Source organism: Mycolicibacterium sp. Y3 (genome assembly GCF_051188035.1).
GTDB lineage: Bacteria > Actinomycetota > Actinomycetes > Mycobacteriales > Mycobacteriaceae > Mycobacterium > Mycobacterium fluoranthenivorans.
Genome location: NZ_JAVQLT010000001.1, coordinates 5,480,004 through 5,496,395, shown reverse-complemented (window position 1 = coordinate 5,496,395; position 16,392 = coordinate 5,480,004). Strand labels below are relative to the sequence as shown.

The following is a 16,392-nucleotide window of genomic DNA, read 5'->3' as shown; positions in this document are numbered from 1 at the left end:
TAAGGGATTAACTGATAATGGCAATTCGCAAGTACAAGCCGACGACCCCCGGTCGTCGCGGTTCGAGCGTCTCCGACTTCGCCGAGATCACTCGTTCGACTCCGGAGAAGTCGCTGATCCGCCCGCTGCACAGCACCGGTGGACGTAACGCCCACGGCCGTATCACGACTCGGCACAAGGGTGGCGGCCACAAGCGCGCCTACCGCGTCATCGACTTCCGTCGCCATGACAAGGACGGCGTCAACGCCAAGGTCGCTCACATCGAGTACGACCCGAACCGCACCGCGAACATCGCGCTGCTCCACTTCCTCGACGGCGAGAAGCGCTACATCATCGCGCCGCAGGGTCTGAAGCAGGGCGATGTCATCGAGCAGGGCCCCAACGCCGATATCAAGCCGGGTAACAACCTGCCGCTGCGCAACATCCCGGCCGGTACCGTCATCCACGCTGTGGAGCTGCGGCCCGGCGGCGGTGCCAAGCTGGCCCGCTCGGCCGGCGTCAGCATCCAGCTGCTGGGCAAGGAAGGCACCTACGCGTCGCTGCGTATGCCGTCCGGTGAAATCCGTCGCGTCGACGTGCGCTGCCGCGCCACCGTCGGCGAGGTGGGCAACGCCGAGCAGGCCAACATCAACTGGGGCAAGGCCGGCCGCATGCGGTGGAAGGGCAAGCGCCCGACTGTCCGTGGTGTCGTGATGAACCCGGTCGACCACCCGCATGGTGGTGGTGAGGGTAAGACGTCCGGTGGTCGTCACCCGGTGAGCCCCTGGGGCAAGCCCGAGGGCCGCACCCGCAAGCCCAACAAGGCGAGCGACAAACTCATCGTCCGACGCCGGCGCACCGGCAAGAATAAGCGCTAGGAGTAGCCAGCGATGCCACGCAGCCTGAAGAAGGGCCCGTTCGTCGACGACCATCTGCTCAAGAAGGTCGACGTCCAGAACGAGAAGAACACCAAGCAGGTCATCAAGACCTGGTCGCGCCGGTCCACCATCATCCCGGACTTCATCGGTCACACCTTCGCCGTCCACGACGGTCGCAAGCACGTGCCGGTGTTCGTCACCGAGGCGATGGTCGGGCACAAGCTGGGCGAGTTCGCGCCCACCCGTACGTTCAAGGGTCACATCAAGGATGACCGGAAGGCGAAGCGCCGGTAATGAGTACTCCGTTGAAAACAGGCACGGATTATCCGTCCGCGACGGCGGTGGCACGTTTCGTGCACATGTCGCCGACCAAGGCACGCCGGGTCATCGACCTGGTTCGCGGCAAGTCCGTGGCCGAGGCGCTCGACATCCTGCGCTGGGCTCCCCAGGAGGCCAGCGAGACGGTCGCCAAGGTGATCGCCAGTGCGGCCGCCAATGCGCAGAACAACAATGGGCTGGACCCGGCGACCCTGGTGGTCGCCACCATTCACGCCGACGGTGGCCCGACCGCCAAGCGCATCCGTCCGCGCGCCCAGGGGCGTGCGTTCCGGATCCGTAAGCGCACCAGCCACATCACCGTGATCGTGGAGAGCCGTCCGCCGCGGAACGGCAGCGAGAAGGGTTCTGCCGGTTCCACAGCGCGCAGCCGTCGTGCCCAGGGCAGCAAGGCCGCTTCGACCAAAACCAAGGCTTCCGCAGAAGCGAAGGAGGGCTCGGAGTAGTGGGCCAGAAGATCAATCCGCACGGCTTCCGCCTCGGTATCACCACCGATTGGAAGTCCCGGTGGTACGCCGACAAGCAGTACTCGGATTACGTGAAGGAAGACGTCGCGATCCGTCGTCTGCTGGCCACCGGCCTCGAGCGCGCCGGCATCGCCGACGTGGAGATCGAGCGCACCCGGGACCGGGTTCGCGTTGACATCCACACCGCGCGTCCGGGCATCGTGATCGGCCGCCGCGGCACGGAGGCCGACCGCATCCGCACCGACCTGGAGAAGCTCACCAAGAAGCAGGTGCAGCTGAACATCCTCGAGGTGAAGAACCCCGAGTCGGTGGCACAGCTGGTGGCCCAGGGTGTCGCCGAGCAGCTGAGCAACCGTGTGGCGTTCCGCCGCGCGATGCGCAAGGCGATCCAGTCGGCGATGCGGCAGCCCAACGTCAAGGGCATCCGGGTGCAGTGCTCGGGCCGCCTCGGCGGTGCTGAGATGAGCCGCTCGGAGTTCTACCGCGAAGGTCGCGTCCCGCTGCACACGCTGCGCGCGGATATCGACTACGGCCTCTACGAGGCGAAGACCACCTTCGGCCGCATCGGTGTGAAGGTCTGGATCTACAAGGGTGACATCGTCGGTGGCAAGCGCGAGCTGACCGCCGCCGCGCCCGCCGCAGACCGTCCGCGCCGGGATCGTCCGTCGGGTACTCGTCCGCGCCGCAGCGGTGCATCGGGTACCACGGCGACGAGCACCGACGCCGGACGCGCCGCGAGCGGTGACGACACAGCCGCGCCGACCGCTGACGCTGCTGTCGAGGCAACCGCCGAGAGCACGGAGAACTAATCATGTTGATTCCCCGCAGGGTCAAGCACCGCAAGCAGCACCACCCGGAGCAGCGTGGCATCGCCAGCGGCGGCACCTCGGTCAGCTTCGGCGACTATGGCATCCAGGCACTGGAGCACGCCTACATCACCAACCGGCAGATCGAGTCCGCTCGTATCGCCATCAACCGGCACATCAAGCGTGGCGGCAAGGTGTGGATCAACATCTTCCCGGACCGCCCGCTGACCAAGAAGCCCGCCGAAACCCGCATGGGTTCGGGTAAGGGTTCGCCGGAGTGGTGGGTGGCCAACGTCAAGCCCGGCCGCGTGCTGTTCGAGATCAGCTTCCCGGACGAGAAGATCGCCAAGGAAGCGCTCACCCGCGCAATCCACAAGCTGCCGATCAAGGCACGCATCGTGACACGAGAGGAGCAGTTCTGATGGCAGTGGGAATTTCGCCCGGCGAACTGCGTGAGCTGACCGACGAAGAGCTCACCACTCGTGTGCGCGAGTCGAAGGAAGAGCTGTTCAACCTGCGCTTCCAGATGGCGACCGGACAGCTCGCCAACAACCGGCGGCTGCGTGTCGTCCGCCAGGAGATCGCACGGGTCTACACCGTGCTGCGTGAACGTGAATTGGGTCTGGCCTCCGGACCCGTTGGTGAGGATTCGTAAAATGGCAGAGAAGACTGCGAAAGAAGCAGGCCCCAACCACACGCCGGCCACCGAGACGACGCGTGGCCGTCGTAAGACGGCCATCGGTTACGTGGTCAGCGACAAGATGCAGAAGACCATCGTGGTCGAGCTGGAATCTCGCAAGAGCCACCCGCTCTACGGCAAGATCATCCGGACCACCACGAAGGTCAAGGCGCACGACGAGAACGGCGTAGCCGGTGTCGGCGACCGCGTCTCGCTGATGGAGACCCGACCGTTGTCGGCCACCAAGCGGTGGCGGCTGGTCGAGGTGCTCGAGCGCGCCAAGTAAGACCGCATGAGTGAAAACCCCCGCCTGATGGCGGGGGTTTTTGCGTAGGTGGGGGCGGGTACTTTCGCGGTTTCTGCGCCAGGGTCGTGATCGCCGACGGGTGAGCGCCCTGGTGCGGAAAGCGGCGTCACTCGTGACGACTCGACTGACTGCCCGTGCCCGACACGCTGATCCTGTTGCCGCGGTTGCCGATCGACGGGGATGTCGCCGGCAGTCGGTGACGCTGTGGAATGGGACGTTGCTGTCTCGATCGTTATGGGGCGAAAACCACTCGGCCTACCGGTGAGAGTGCTTGCTGGGCAATCTTTCTGCCAAATCGGATGAATTGGTTTGGTTATTTCTTTGATCATCTCGTCAATTCGCCGATGTGGCTTTTGGCGTGTGGCTTTCCCGCGATGGCGGAAATCGGCGGATAACAATTTCGCCACTCGTCTACTACCTGCAGGCGTAACGAATATGGTTTGCCCTGATGGTCGAGAGATTGCGGTCGGTAATCGCGGTACTGATTGTCGTCGTGGCGACGCTGATGGTGCCGGGTGTGCAGGTGGCACACGCAGCTCCGGATCAGCCGTGGTTGGCAGATTCGCCCACGCTCGCCCTGGCCACTCTGGGTCTTGATCCCGATCTGTTGCTGTACGGCCAAGTGGGCACCGCGACCCTGACGGTCCCGGTTCCGGCCGGGATGGTGCCGTCGACGTTGAACCTCACGGCGCAGTTGCCGGTGAACGTGCGCAGCGCGACGATCACGGTCAGCCAGGACAACCGGGTGATCGCTCAGGCCGATATACCGGCGCAGCGTGGGCCCGTCGTCATCCCCCTGGCCGGGGTGCAGGTGGTCGACAACGCGATATCGCTGCTGGTGCGCAGCTACCTGCTGCCGCTCGACGGGTACTGCCTCGATCCCACCAATCCGTTACGACTGACCGACGTCTCGCTGAGTTACGCCGGGCGGGAGCAGGTTCCGGACGTGGTGGCGGACTTCCTGCCGCCGATCCTGCGGAAACTGGTGATCTATACCGGCCGGCGGCCGTCCCAAACCGAAGCGAACGCCGTCGTGCAATTGGCCACCGCGATCACCGCGCACTACGGAAAGCAGAACCCGACGGTGGAAGTGGCGCCGCTGCCTGCGCCGGCCGCGCAGCCACCCGGTTCGGCAAGCCCGCTCGAGCGCCACATCGTGGTCGCCGAGGGACCCGATGCAGGCGTGTCGCTGTATCCCGGTGGTGGGATGCCCGCCTTGCTCGTCACAGGCCCAGCCGCCGTGCTCACGAATCAGGCAAGACTGCTCACCAGTGGCCTCGCCAAGTACACGGTGGCATCGAAAGCGGTTGTCGGGCCCCTGGATTCCGCTCCACAGTTGCCAGGCAACGAGACCACGATCCGTAAGCTGGGCCAACCGGGCGTGAACGCCGTCGCCCTCAACCCGCAGGTCGGGATCGCGCTGGATCAGACCCGATTGGGGCGGGCGGCCCACAACATCAGAGTGCATCTGCAGGGCTCCTACACACCGCTTCCGAACAGCATCGGTGGGCAATTGGTCGCCACCATCGGCGGAGAGACGGTCGCCAGGTGGCCTGCCGACGCCAGTGGCACGATCGATCGTTGGGTGGATGTCCCCGATCGGCTACTACGGCGGTATACGACACTGGCCGTGCAGGTGAGTATTTCCGGCAACACCGGCCGGTGTGGAGAGTTCCAGCCCATCACGCTGACCATCGACGGGGAGAGCGCGGTGCGCAGCGAGGCGGCGCAGCCGCCCGTGCCGGTCGGATTCCAGTCACTACCGCAGGCTTTGATGCCGCGGGTGTTGATCGGGATCGGCGGCGACCGGTTCGCCGACACCGTACGGGCGGTGCGGATCATGACCGGCTTGCAGCGGCTGAGTGCACTGCCGATCAACACCTCGGTGGTACCCCTGGCAGAGGCCGTCACATCCACGAATCCCGCTGTCCTGATCTCCCCACAGGGGTGGACCGATCCTGCGGTCACGTTGCCCGTCTCGGTGCCGGATGCCGTACCGATGACCGCGAACGTCTACGACGACGACGGCAAGGCGACGACGCTGACACTGGAGCCTGCGCTCAAATTCGCCTCGCTGCAAGTGGTTTACGACGGTCGCCGTACGGTGCTGGTGGCGACGTCGAACGGGGCGCCCGCGCAACTGGACGAGCTGTTGACGTGGTTGGGGGCCGACGAACGCCGGTGGTCCATCGTCGACGGCATCGCCCTGGTCTCGACCGCCGGTCGCCCTCCCGTCACGGTGACTGCCCCACAGCCGACGGCTGAGCCCGCGTCGACCAACACGTCCTCCGGGGTCATCTGGTGGTGGATGGGTGGGGTGGGGCTGGTCCTCGGGTCGGCGTTGACGGTCTGGTTGCGGATCCGGGAGCGGCGCCGCATCAAGGACGGCTGAGATGACCGCAGCCGGCGACACCTCCGAACGGCCCAGATGGACCCCCCGGAATCGGTCGGTGGAGAACCTGCATCCGGTGACGCGGATGATCCTGCGGTGGGGGTTCATCGCGATCCTGACGGTCGTGGCATTCCACCGCACCATCGCGAGTGCGTGGGCGACAACCGCCGGCGGTGGTTTCGGCGGATACGTGTGGATCGTCCCGATCGCGGCGGCGCTGGCGGCCGTCGGGATTGCGCGGCGACACCGCACCGAGCTGCCCATCCACGATCGTCAGACGGACATCATCGTCGCGACGATGGGTCTGGTGATGGCGCTGCTGGTACACGGCGTCCTGCTACAGCGCTACGGCCTGTACTTCCATCTCCTACGGCTGGATCTGGTGGCGATGTGGCTGTTCGTCGTCAGCGCGAGTGTGGCGATGTTCGGTTTGCGGCCTGTCATCCGATTCGGCTGGGCGTGGCTGGTGCTGTTCATGGTGTTCCCGCTCCCGTACTACCTGACCGTGATCCTGTTGGGCGGCAATCGGGTTGCCGCCGGCGTGGGGACGATGATGATCGCCGCGACGGCCACCGCGACGGCTGTCGGGCGACGCGTCAGTCGTGCGATGGTGGGCTCCAATCTGGCTTGGCTGGTCGGTCTGCTGATGCTGGGTTTCATGGCGGTTTTCCTGCCCAATGCAAGTCTGAGGCAGTATCAGTACGTTCCCGCGCTCACGTCCATCTGTGTGGTGGGCTCGTTGATGTTCCTGGCCGCTCGGCGTGGAGAACCGAAGCGGGTACTCGACCGCAAACTGGAACCTCTTGCCGCCCGCCAGATCTGGTCGGCGGTGCCGTTGGTACTCGTCATCGCGGTCCTGCTGTCCCTTGTCCGATTGCCAGAGATCGGTCTCGCCCCTCCGGCTCGGGTCGACAAGATGGATTTCTCGGCGCCGATGAAGGCGCCGCCGGGCTGGCGGATCTTGGAGAGCCAGCGCTATACCTGGGTCGCCCGGTACTACGGCCGCGGCGCGGTGCTCACCAGACAGAAGATGGTCGCGGATCGAGGCAACCCGCACTACGACAAGTTCTCCCGGCCGCGCACCGTGATGGTCGACAGCATCACCACGCTCCGGCCGTTCTCGTTGAATGTCTATCCCACCCGAATGATGTACCGGATCAACGGTATCCGGCTCAGCGGCATTCGCCCGGTAGATCTCGGGTACGGCACCGGGGCCGACCTGTTCTCGGTGGTCGACGACAAGATCCTGGTGAGTTGGGACGGCCTGCAGTGGACATGGACCAACGGGACCGTGGGCCGCCGGGTGCTCGCCATCGCGGTGGACAACCACGAGGACTGGGCACCGTTCCCGCAGCCGACCGGCGGTCTGGTCCCGACGCTGAACTCGATGTTCACGGTGTTGTTCCGCGGGAATTCCGCCACCGCCGACGACGATCCGAACGTCAAGGACGACGATCTGCTCACCGAATTCGGGCACGCGCTGGTGCGCGCCGAATTGGAACCGCTGGGGGTGGATCCGTGACGCTGCAGATGCCGTTCCCGGTCGATATCGGGTTGACCGAGGAGCATCGACGGTTCGCGCTGGACCGGGCGATCAACGGTCTACGCGACGAACATCCGATGCAGTCGGCCTCGCGTGCGGTGTGGGGTTGGCAGAAACCGACGCTACTCACCGCCGTCGGCGTGACGCTGATATTCGCCATCGTGCTTCCGATGCAGACCGCGGTGGCGCTGATCGGGCTGTGCACCTTCGGATATGTACTCACCATGACCGACCGGATTCTGATCTTCCGAGAGGGTCTGGCGTCGAAGCCGATCACCATCACCGATGAGCAAGCCCGTGCCATCCCCGACGAAGACCTTCCGCGTTACACGATTCTGGTGCCTGCCTATAACGAGCCCGAGGTCGTCGGCGATCTGATCGGTGCGATGTCTGCGATTGAGTACCCGGAGCACAAGCTGCAGGTGCTGCTGCTCCTTGAGGAGGACGACGATGTCACCATCACCGCCGCCCGGGCATGCGGTGAATCCGAGGTCATCACGATCCTGCTGGTCCCGCCGGCGGATCCGCGGACCAAGCCCAAAGCGTGCAATTACGGGCTGTGTTTCGCGACCGGCAGCATCGTGACGATCTATGACGCCGAGGACCTGCCGGAACCGCTGCAACTGCGCCGCGTCGTCGCGGCATTTGCTTCGTTGCCGGATGATATCGCCTGTGTCCAAGCGAAATTGGAGTATCATAACGGCCACCAGAACATCCTCACGGGATGGTTCACGGCCGAATACGGACTGTGGTTCGGCTATCTGCTACCCGGGATGATGCGGAGCACATCGCCGATTCCCCTCGGGGGAACCTCCAATCATCTGCGCCGTGAAGTCCTCGACGAGATCGGTGCGTGGGACCCGTTCAATGTCACCGAGGACGCGGACCTCGGTCTGCGTATCGACGCGTCGGGCTATCACACCGCGGTGATCGATTCGGCAACGCAGGAAGAGGCGAACTCGGATCCGATCAACTGGATCAGACAGCGATCCCGTTGGTACAAGGGTTATCTGCAAACCTGGCTCGTGCACATCCGTAATCCACTACAGCTCTATCGGGTGCTTGGGCCGCGCAGCTTTCTGCGGTTCAACCTGGTGCTGGCCGGAACCCCGATCATCGCCGTGCTCAATCTGGTCTTCTGGCTCATCACCGTGCTGTGGTTCTTGGGCCAGCCGGAAGTCGTGGGTGCGGTGTTCCCGCCGCTCGTCTACTTCCCGGCCCTGATCGCGTTGGTGTTCGGTAACGCAGCGACGATCTACATGAACCTCATCGCGTTGCGTGAAGACGATCGCTCGGACCTGCTGCTGGCGGCGCTGACGGTGCCCGCGTTCTGGCTGATGATGAGCATCGCCGCGGCCAAGGGCGTGTACCAGATCATCCGCAATCCGTCCTACTGGGAGAAGACGTTCCACGGCCTCTCGGCCAAACCGAGTGACGGTGGGGACACGACGACGTGACTGCACGGGTGCTCTCTGACCGGAAGTGTAAGTGGCTGGCCTACCTGACGATGTTGGTGGCGTACCTGGCCGTCGGGTATTGGCTGCAGGTGCACAACGGGTTCATCCTCGGAGACGCGCTGTCACGCGTGCAGGCCTCGGAAAGCGTGCTCTACAGTCGTGATCCGCATCTGGCCGCGATCGGGTTCATCTTCACACCTCTCACCGCGATGCTCGAGGTCCCGGTCATGTTGCTGTCGCCGTTCTTCCCGGATCTGACGGCGCGAGGGTTTGCGGGCAGCGTCATGTCCGCGGTGTTCATGGCCGGCGCGGTGGTACAGATCTTCGCCACCGGCAGCGACCGCGGCCTGCCGCGGGCCTATACCCTCACGATCACCGCGCTGTTCGCCCTCAATCCGATGATCATGTTCTACGGATCCAACGGGATGAGCGAGGCGCCCTTCCTCTTCTTTCTGACCTGGGCGGTCCGCCGTCTCATCCTCTGGATGACCGATGACGATGTGCATCATCTGGTGGCAGCGGGCGGTATCGCGTTGGGCTTGGCCTATCTGACTCGTTACGACGCGGTGGGCACCGTGGCGGCCGCCGGCGTGCTCGTGGGGGCGACGACATACCTGCGCGCACGGGAGGCACCGCGCATCCGGCGCGCTCTGCTCGACCTGTTGCTGGTCAGCCTGCCGGGCGCCGCGGCCTTCGTCGGCTGGGCCGCGACCAGTTGGCTGATCACCGGTGACGCCTTCGGTCAGTTCAGCTCCCAATACGGAAACTCGGCGATCTTGAAACAGTCCGGCGGGGCCGCTGCCACCAGTTTCACCGGAGGTCTGGCGTTCGCCGCGGTGTGCATCACCCTGCTGGCACCGACCTTGTTGCCGATCGCACTGTGGGCGGGCGTGGCGCGCAGGCGCGGCCCGCATCGCGGAGTGCTGGCGGTGCCCGTACTGATGTACGGGGCGGTGCTCGCATTCCAGACCTACGCCTTCGCCACGGGGGCGACGTTCCCGTTCATGCGTTTCTACATTGCCGCAATCCCGTTGGCGTCGACGCTGGCGCTGCTCGCGGTGCCGGAGGGCGGACTTGCCGAACCCACACGGCGTGGGCGGCACGCGCCGCCAACCGACACGGCCGCACCGCATAGGTCGAGGGTCGGTTATGTGGCAGTGGCGATGCTGGCCGCGGTGGCGGTGCCGGTCGCCGGCCGGGGGATGATGTCCCCGCACTATGCACCGCAGGAATACGCGCTGGGCACGGTGCTGAGCCCGGACCCCAACTCGGTCAGTCCGCAGAAGGCCGTCGAACGGCGCATCGTCGCGACGTTCTCGACGGAGCGTGAGATCGCGAAGTACCTGGACAGTCTGGATCTGCCGGACAGTTCGGTGATCACCGACACCGTGTACGGGTTCGCGGTCGTCGTGGCCTCCGAGAATCCGCGGATTTTCGTCGTGCCCTCTGACCCGGACTTCGTCGAGTTGCTCAACGACCCGTCCACACACGAGATCAAGTACCTGCTGTCGGTTCCGCCCAGCGGGCGAGGGGCCTCCGATGCCCTGAATCAGCGCTACCCGACGCTGTACGACACCGGATCCGATGTCGCCACGTTGGAACTGGAGATTCCCAACGACGGCGACAGCCAACCGGATTGGCGGCTGTACCGGGTGCGCGATCCGGTGAATCCGATGGCCTGACGGAGGCCGGAACGGCGTGTTCGACGCCTCCGATTGATGGCGGCGTCAATTTTCTCAGGTGCGCCCCACTCCACGGGTGTAGTCTCCGGGCGACCGTCGAGCGAACGGCGGATCCGACGACTGCAAGAGGCTGCCATGGCATCGGAGTTCAAAGGGAAGATTGCTGTCGACATCCGGGATTCGGAGCCGGACTGGAGCCCGTATGCGGCGCCGACGGCACCCGAGGGTGCGCCCAACGTGCTGTATCTGGTGTGGGACGACACCGGCATCGCCACCTGGGATTGCTTCGGCGGGCTGGTGGAAATGCCCGCCATGCGCCGGATCGCGGAGAAGGGGGTCCGGCTGTCGCAGTTCCACACCACGGCCCTGTGCTCGCCGACCCGAGCCTCCCTGCTGACCGGGCGTAACGCCACCACGGTCGGGATGGCCACCGTCGAGGAGTTCACCGACGGTTTTCCCAACTGCAACGGCCGCATCCCGCTGGACACCGCGCTGTTGTCCGAGGTGCTCGCCGAACGCGGTTACAACACCTACGCCGTCGGGAAATGGCACCTGACGCCCTTGGAGGAGTCCAACCTCGCCGCCACCAAACGACACTGGCCACTGGGCCGCGGTTTCGAACGGTTCTACGGCTTCATGGGTGGCGAGACCGACCAGTGGTACCCCGACCTCGTCTACGACAACCACCCGGTAGCGCCGCCGGCGACTCCCGAGGACGGCTATCACCTGTCGAAGGATTTGGCGGACAAGGCAATCGAGTTCATCCGCGATTCCAAGGTGATCGCGCCGGACAAACCGTGGTTCTCCTATCTGTGCCCGGGCGCCGGGCATGCACCCCATCACGTCTTCGCCGAGTGGGCGGACCGGTACGCCGGCAAGTTCGACATGGGCTACGAGCTCTACCGCGAACTGGTGCTGGAGAACCAGAAGGAACTCGGCATCGTCCCGCCGGACACCGAGCTGTCCCCGATCAATCCCTACCTGGACGTCAAGGGCGCAGGCGGTGAGCCGTGGCCGCTGCAGGACACCGTGCGGCCGTGGGAGACGCTCAACGACCAGGAGAAGCGACTGTTCGCCCGGATGGCAGAGGTGTTCGCCGGATTCCTGTCCTACACCGACGCCCAGATCGGCCGGGTCCTGGACTACCTCGAGGAGTCCGGGCAACTCGACAACACGATCATCGTCGTCATCTCCGACAACGGGGCCAGCGGTGAGGGCGGCCCCAACGGTTCGGTCAACGAGAACAAGTTCTTCAACGGCTATATCGACACCGTCGAAGAGAGCATGCGCTTCTACGACCAGCTCGGTGGTCCGGACACCTACAACCACTATCCGATCGGCTGGGCGATGGCGTTCAACACGCCCTACAAGCTGTTCAAGCGCTATGCGTCGCATGAAGGCGGTATCGCGGACACCGCGATCATCAGCTGGCCCAAGGGAATCAAGGCCCACGGTGAGTTTCGGGACAACTACGTCAACGTCTGCGACATCACCCCGACGGTCTACGAACTGCTCGGCATCAGCCCGCCGGGCGAGGTGCGCGGTATCGCACAGAAGCCGCTGGACGGGGTGAGTTTCAAAGCCGCTCTTGATGATCCGACGGCGAGCACCGGCAAACAGACGCAGTTCTACACGATGCTGGGTACGCGCGGGATCTGGCATGACGGGTGGTTCGCCAACGCGGTGCACGCGGCGTCACCGGCCGGCTGGGGTCACTTCGACGAAGACCGTTGGGAGTTGTTCCACATCGAGTCCGATCGCAGCCAATGCCATGACCTCGCCGGTGCGAACCCGGAGAAGTTGGAGGAGCTCAAGGCGCTGTGGTTCGCGGAGGCCGCCAAGTACAACGGGCTCCCGCTGGGTGATCTGAACATCTTGGAGACGCTCGCCAGATGGCGCCCCTCCCTGGCCGTCGATCGCACCAACTTCACCTACTACCCGGACATCGCCGAGGTCGGTGCCGGCGCCGCCGCCGAATTACGCGGACAGTCCTTCTCGGTGCTGGCCGAGGTGACCGTGGATGCCGCTGACGCTGAGGGCGTGTTGTTCAAACACGGTGCCGGACACGGCGGGCATGTGCTGTTCATCCAGGACGGACGACTGCACTACGTCTACAACTTCATGGGCGAGGAGGAGCAGTGGGTCTCGGCCTCGGCGCCGGTACCGCTGGGCAGTCACGTCTTCGGGGTGCGTTATGAGCGCACCGGCACCGTCGAAGGAAGCCACACACCGCTGGGGGACGTCTCGCTGTTCGTCGACGACACCGTGGTGGCGACCGGTGCCGGCATCCGCAGCCACCCCGGTAGTTTCGGCCTCTCGGGCGGCGGTATCGCGGTCGGCCGCAACAGCGGACAGACCGTGTCCAGCGCCTACACGGCGCCGTTCGCCTTCACCGGCGGGACCATCGCCAAGGTGGTGGTGGACATCTCGGGTACGCCATACCGCGACGTGGAACGGGAACTGGCCCGCGCCTTTTCGAAGGACTGAGAACGCCGGCCGGAAGGTTCCGTGGGCGGAGCCTTCCGGCCCGTGGTGGTCGGCATCCCGGATGCGCCGTACCGTGAGGGGAACAAGGAACCGGCTCAAGTGCACGCGAAAGGCTGATGACACATCTCGAAGCAATGACCCGCTCCGCGACGGCGGTGCTGGCGTGTCTGGTGCTCGCCGCCACCGCCGGGTGCGTGCGCACCAGTGCGGGCAACCCGGTCGCCGCGGACACCGGCCGGCCGGGTACCTCGATGACGACGGCAGTGCCGACTTCGCCGACCGGTGCTCCGGATTCGTCGGGCTTCGGCGTCGTCCCCACCAGTCGCGCGCCGATCCCGGCGGACGCGGTGCCGTGCGCTCCCGAGCAGAAGCCGCGGGTCGGCTTCGTCGCCAAGGTGGCCGACCCGGCCGCGCCGGTGATCACGGTGCCGGTTCCCGACGGCTGGTCGATGCAAGGCGGCAGTGGCGATATCGGTGGCTATCTCAAGGGACCGCAGGGGATGGACTCGACGATCTCCATCGCGGCCACGGCGCTGGAGCCGGCGAAAGCCTTCGACGAGTATGCGGACCGGCTGATGGGGGAGGCCGCGGTCAGTTCGATCAGCGTGCTGCCCGCCGAGCTGTGTCAGTACAGCGGTCAGAAGATGCTCGGCGCATGGTCGGACACGCCGCAGAATGCGGTCGAGTTCGTCGACCGGGTGGTGCACATCTGGACCAACGCCGGCAACTATCTGGTGTCGGTGCACACCACAGCTCCGACCGGGACAACCGGATTCGACGCGGCCGCCGAACTGCTCGCCGGAGATTTCGAGATCCTGCTGCCATGACGCCGACCGAAGTCGTGGCCCTGCCCGGCGGGCGGTTCCGGATGGGTGCCGCCGGTTTCTACCCGGAGGAACAGCCGGTCCGGCAGGTCCAGGTCGCACCTTTCGCGATCGAAAGGCACCCCGTGACCACCGCGCAGTACGCCGCATTCGTCGATGCCACCGGCTACCGGACCGTTGCTGAGCGACCGATGGATCCGGCGCTCTATCCCGGCGCGGATCCGGCTGACCTGGTACCCGGGGCCATGGTCTTCCGGCAGACGCCCGGGCCGGTGAATCTGGGGGACTGGCGGCAGTGGTGGGACTGGGCACCCGGGGCGAATTGGCGCCACCCGTTCGGACCGGACCATGCCGAAGCCGCCGCCGATCACCCCGTCGTTCAGGTCGCGTACGCCGACGCGCTGGCCTATGCGGCCTGGGTGGGCCGCCGGTTACCGACCGAGGCCGAGTGGGAGTACGCGGCGCGGGCCGGATCGGAGTCGACCTACGCGTGGGGTGATGACGCGAAGCCGGGCGGAGAGCTGATGGCGAACACCTGGCAGGGCGCCTTCCCGTACCGCAACGACGGCGCGGCCGGCTGGAGGGGCACCTCCCCGGTCGGCACGTTCGCCCCCAACGCCTTCGGGCTGGTCGACATGATCGGCAACGTGTGGGAGTGGACGACCACCGAATTCACCGGGCGGGTCGCCAACGCGTGCTGCCTACCCGCCGACGATCCCGGAGTGAGTCAGGCGCTCAAGGGCGGATCGCATCTGTGCGCGCCGGAGTACTGCCACCGCTATCGCCCTGCGGCCAGGTCGCCGCAGTCCAGGGACACGGCGACAACGCATATCGGGTTCCGCTGCGCGGCGTAGCCGGGGGTCATCCCGCGCCGCCCGACTGGGGCAGCGCCCTCAGAACGCGAGAATCGCGAAGACCGTGCAGAGCACCAAACCGGTGATCACCGGCAGGAAGCACTTCCGCGCCAGGGTGAGGACGGGGACCCGCGCGAAGCCGGCTACCGCCACCAGCGAGGACCATGCGACCAGCGTGCCGCCGCCGGACCAGATATTGCCCATCTGGCCGATTGCTGCCAACGTCGAGGGGTCCATCCCGGCGGCCGTGCCCAACGCACCCGACAGCGAGCCCGTGAGTGGGAGTCCGCTGAACCCGGAACCCTCCAGGCCCGCGATGACACCGACGAACAACACCGTGAACGCGATGAGGAACGCATTCGGCGCGACATGGGACAGGGCGGCGTTGATGAGATCGAACAGTAGCGCCGGTCCCGTTGTGCCCTTGGGCATTCCGAGGATCTGAGCGGAGAAGTCACCGTTGCCGATGAAGAAGAATCCGGCGATCGGCAACACGATGCCCATGGCTTTGAATGCGAACACCAGGCCGTCGACGATGTGGGTCGAGGAACTCTCCAGGAATGCCCTTTTGTTGTTGGTCAGGCAGGCGGCAAACAGCAGCATCGCCGCAATGCCGCCGACGATGCCCGCAGCCTCACCGCCCTGCAGGGGCGGTACCAGGCTGGTGAACTTGCCCAGCAACAGATAGACGATCAGCGTCAGGTAAGCCAGTGGCACAATCGTCGCGAACGCCTTGGCCGACAATGATCTCGACGTTGTTGCCGGGTCGGACTTGGCGGGCGCGAGCACGGTCGTCGCGGTCGCGGCGTGCACTTCGGTGCTACTGCTGCCGCCGGCCGGAACCGGTGCGTCACCACCGAGGCCCGAGCTGTGAGTGCCGACCGATCCCGTATCGCCGGTGCTGTCCGCACTGATCGGGACGCCGAGCTTGTCGGCCTTGTTCTCCCAATCCACCAACAGATCCGGGGACGGCTTCTGCCAGGTCCTGCGCTGGGTGAGGTAGGTGATGGCCAACGCGACGAGACCGACGATCAGCGACAGCACCATGGCCTTGTCGGCGACACTGTCGGTATCTACACCCGCTGCGGTCGCCGAGATTCCCGGGGCGACCTTGATGATGTAGTCCGACGACAGCGCCATGCCCTGGCCTGCGATGGCGATCACCATGCCGACCGACAGTGGACTCATACCGGCGCGTATCGCCACCGGGATGAGCACGGCACCCACCAGTGGTACCGCAGGAGTCGGCCAGAAGAACAGTGAGATGACGTAGGTGACTATGGCCAGGACGACGAAACTGCTTGTGCCCGCACGCATCACCCGCCGGAATGGGGCCACCATCAGCCGGTCGGCGCCCATCTCGCGCAGCGCGCCGAGCATCGCCGTCACGAAGGCGATGATCAGGAAGATATTGAACAGCTCGTGGGCGGCCACCAGGCTGGCATTGAAGATCGACGCGAGTCCGGTCACGATGCTGCCCGAAAACACCCAGGCAGTAAGCAGAGTCGCGACGACCGCCGGCACCACGATGTTCTTCCGCAGCGCCATCGTGATGAGAATGACCACGATTCCGGCCAGATAGATCCAGTGGGCTGCGCTGAGGTGTGTATCCATCGGGGGTCTTTTCACTCACAACTGCTCGTGGGCTGTGCAGTCTGATGGGGGAATGCTCGACTCGTTGCGTGAACGGGTCAACGCACA

Annotated in this window: 15 protein-coding genes; 14 read left to right on the top strand and 1 reads right to left on the bottom strand. The window is 65.4% G+C overall.

Annotated elements, in window-relative coordinates; genetic code table 11:
• Nucleotides 1–17 precede the first annotated feature (17 nt).
• The 14 genes from rplB to QN239_RS26760 all read left to right on the top strand — a co-directional run bounded on the left by rplB (nt 18) and on the right by QN239_RS26760 (nt 14,691).
• The gene (gene rplB, locus QN239_RS26825; protein WP_090359890.1) at nt 18–857 is read left to right on the top strand and encodes a 50S ribosomal protein L2; all 840 of its coding nucleotides are present in this window, start codon (nt 18–20) and stop codon (nt 855–857) included.
• 12 nt (nt 858–869) lie between these two features.
• Nucleotides 870–1,151 carry a 30S ribosomal protein S19 gene (gene rpsS / locus QN239_RS26820; protein ID WP_010908582.1) on the top strand — a complete coding sequence of 94 codons (282 nt, stop codon included), beginning with the start codon at nt 870–872 and terminating at the stop codon, nt 1,149–1,151.
• Nucleotides 1,151–1,639 (top strand): 50S ribosomal protein L22, encoded by a 489-nt coding sequence (gene rplV, locus QN239_RS26815; RefSeq protein WP_499014949.1) that lies wholly within the window; start codon nt 1,151–1,153, stop codon nt 1,637–1,639. The genes rpsS and rplV overlap by 1 nt, the downstream gene beginning before the upstream one ends.
• A complete protein-coding gene (rpsC, locus tag QN239_RS26810; protein ID WP_090359888.1) occupies nt 1,639–2,469 on the top strand; it encodes a 30S ribosomal protein S3 in 831 nt (276 codons plus the stop codon). Before rplV ends, rpsC begins: the two co-directional genes overlap by 1 nt.
• Before the next feature lie 2 nt (nt 2,470–2,471).
• The gene (gene rplP, locus QN239_RS26805; RefSeq protein WP_090359885.1) at nt 2,472–2,888 is read left to right on the top strand and encodes a 50S ribosomal protein L16; all 417 of its coding nucleotides are present in this window, start codon (nt 2,472–2,474) and stop codon (nt 2,886–2,888) included.
• The gene (rpmC, locus tag QN239_RS26800; protein ID WP_090359883.1) at nt 2,888–3,121 is read left to right on the top strand and encodes a 50S ribosomal protein L29; all 234 of its coding nucleotides are present in this window, start codon (nt 2,888–2,890) and stop codon (nt 3,119–3,121) included. Before rplP ends, rpmC begins: the two co-directional genes overlap by 1 nt.
• A 1-nt stretch (nt 3,122) precedes the next feature.
• Complete coding sequence (gene rpsQ, locus QN239_RS26795; RefSeq protein WP_090359880.1) at nt 3,123–3,431, top strand: 30S ribosomal protein S17; 309 nt, start codon at nt 3,123–3,125, stop codon at nt 3,429–3,431.
• 469 nt (nt 3,432–3,900) lie between these two features.
• Entirely contained in the window at nt 3,901–5,844 is a 1,944-nt protein-coding gene (locus QN239_RS26790) for a hypothetical protein (protein WP_499014947.1), read from the top strand.
• A gap of 1 nt (nt 5,845) precedes the next feature.
• Nucleotides 5,846–7,366: a hypothetical protein gene (locus QN239_RS26785; RefSeq protein ID WP_499014945.1), complete on the top strand. Its 1,521-nt coding sequence runs from the start codon at nt 5,846–5,848 to the stop codon at nt 7,364–7,366.
• A gap of 8 nt (nt 7,367–7,374) precedes the next feature.
• A complete protein-coding gene (locus QN239_RS26780; protein ID WP_499016980.1) occupies nt 7,375–8,844 on the top strand; it encodes a glycosyltransferase in 1,470 nt (489 codons plus the stop codon).
• A 50-nt stretch (nt 8,845–8,894) separates the two neighbouring features.
• Nucleotides 8,895–10,526, top strand: coding sequence for an ArnT family glycosyltransferase (locus tag QN239_RS26775; RefSeq protein ID WP_499016979.1), 1,632 nt, complete (start codon nt 8,895–8,897; stop codon nt 10,524–10,526).
• 135 nt (nt 10,527–10,661) lie between these two features.
• Nucleotides 10,662–13,013 carry an arylsulfatase gene (locus QN239_RS26770; RefSeq protein WP_499014943.1) on the top strand — a complete coding sequence of 784 codons (2,352 nt, stop codon included), beginning with the start codon at nt 10,662–10,664 and terminating at the stop codon, nt 13,011–13,013.
• Between the two features lie 116 nt (nt 13,014–13,129).
• Entirely contained in the window at nt 13,130–13,840 is a 711-nt protein-coding gene (locus QN239_RS26765; RefSeq protein WP_499014940.1) for a hypothetical protein, read from the top strand.
• On the top strand, nt 13,837–14,691 hold the full coding sequence (locus tag QN239_RS26760; protein ID WP_090359867.1) for a formylglycine-generating enzyme family protein: 855 nt from the start codon (nt 13,837–13,839) through the stop codon (nt 14,689–14,691). The genes QN239_RS26765 and QN239_RS26760 overlap by 4 nt, the downstream gene beginning before the upstream one ends.
• Nucleotides 14,692–14,730: 39 nt before the next feature.
• Here QN239_RS26760 and QN239_RS26755 read toward each other — a convergent pair whose 3' ends face one another.
• Nucleotides 14,731–16,305 carry a hypothetical protein gene (locus tag QN239_RS26755; protein ID WP_499014937.1) on the bottom strand — a complete coding sequence of 525 codons (1,575 nt, stop codon included), beginning with the start codon at nt 16,303–16,305 and terminating at the stop codon, nt 14,731–14,733.
• Nucleotides 16,306–16,392 lie beyond the last annotated feature (87 nt).

What these genes read in the sequence shown, in the direction of transcription:
- rplB (WP_090359890.1), top strand. Translation starts at nt 18, where the DNA reads ATGGCAATTCGCAAGTACAAGCCGACGACCCCCGGTCGTCGCGGTTCG.
- rpsS (WP_010908582.1), top strand. Translation starts at nt 870, where the DNA reads ATGCCACGCAGCCTGAAGAAGGGCCCGTTCGTCGACGACCATCTGCTC.
- rplV (WP_499014949.1), top strand. Translation starts at nt 1,151, where the DNA reads ATGAGTACTCCGTTGAAAACAGGCACGGATTATCCGTCCGCGACGGCG.
- rplP (WP_090359885.1), top strand. Translation starts at nt 2,472, where the DNA reads ATGTTGATTCCCCGCAGGGTCAAGCACCGCAAGCAGCACCACCCGGAG.
- rpmC (WP_090359883.1), top strand. Translation starts at nt 2,888, where the DNA reads ATGGCAGTGGGAATTTCGCCCGGCGAACTGCGTGAGCTGACCGACGAA.
- rpsQ (WP_090359880.1), top strand. Translation starts at nt 3,123, where the DNA reads ATGGCAGAGAAGACTGCGAAAGAAGCAGGCCCCAACCACACGCCGGCC.
- QN239_RS26790 (WP_499014947.1), top strand. Translation starts at nt 3,901, where the DNA reads ATGGTCGAGAGATTGCGGTCGGTAATCGCGGTACTGATTGTCGTCGTG.
- QN239_RS26785 (WP_499014945.1), top strand. Translation starts at nt 5,846, where the DNA reads ATGACCGCAGCCGGCGACACCTCCGAACGGCCCAGATGGACCCCCCGG.
- QN239_RS26780 (WP_499016980.1), top strand. Translation starts at nt 7,375, where the DNA reads ATGCCGTTCCCGGTCGATATCGGGTTGACCGAGGAGCATCGACGGTTC.
- QN239_RS26775 (WP_499016979.1), top strand. Translation starts at nt 8,895, where the DNA reads ATGTTGGTGGCGTACCTGGCCGTCGGGTATTGGCTGCAGGTGCACAAC.
- QN239_RS26770 (WP_499014943.1), top strand. Translation starts at nt 10,662, where the DNA reads ATGGCATCGGAGTTCAAAGGGAAGATTGCTGTCGACATCCGGGATTCG.
- QN239_RS26765 (WP_499014940.1), top strand. Translation starts at nt 13,130, where the DNA reads ATGACACATCTCGAAGCAATGACCCGCTCCGCGACGGCGGTGCTGGCG.
- QN239_RS26760 (WP_090359867.1), top strand. Translation starts at nt 13,837, where the DNA reads ATGACGCCGACCGAAGTCGTGGCCCTGCCCGGCGGGCGGTTCCGGATG.
- QN239_RS26755 (WP_499014937.1), bottom strand. Translation starts at nt 16,305, where the DNA reads ATGGATACACACCTCAGCGCAGCCCACTGGATCTATCTGGCCGGAATC.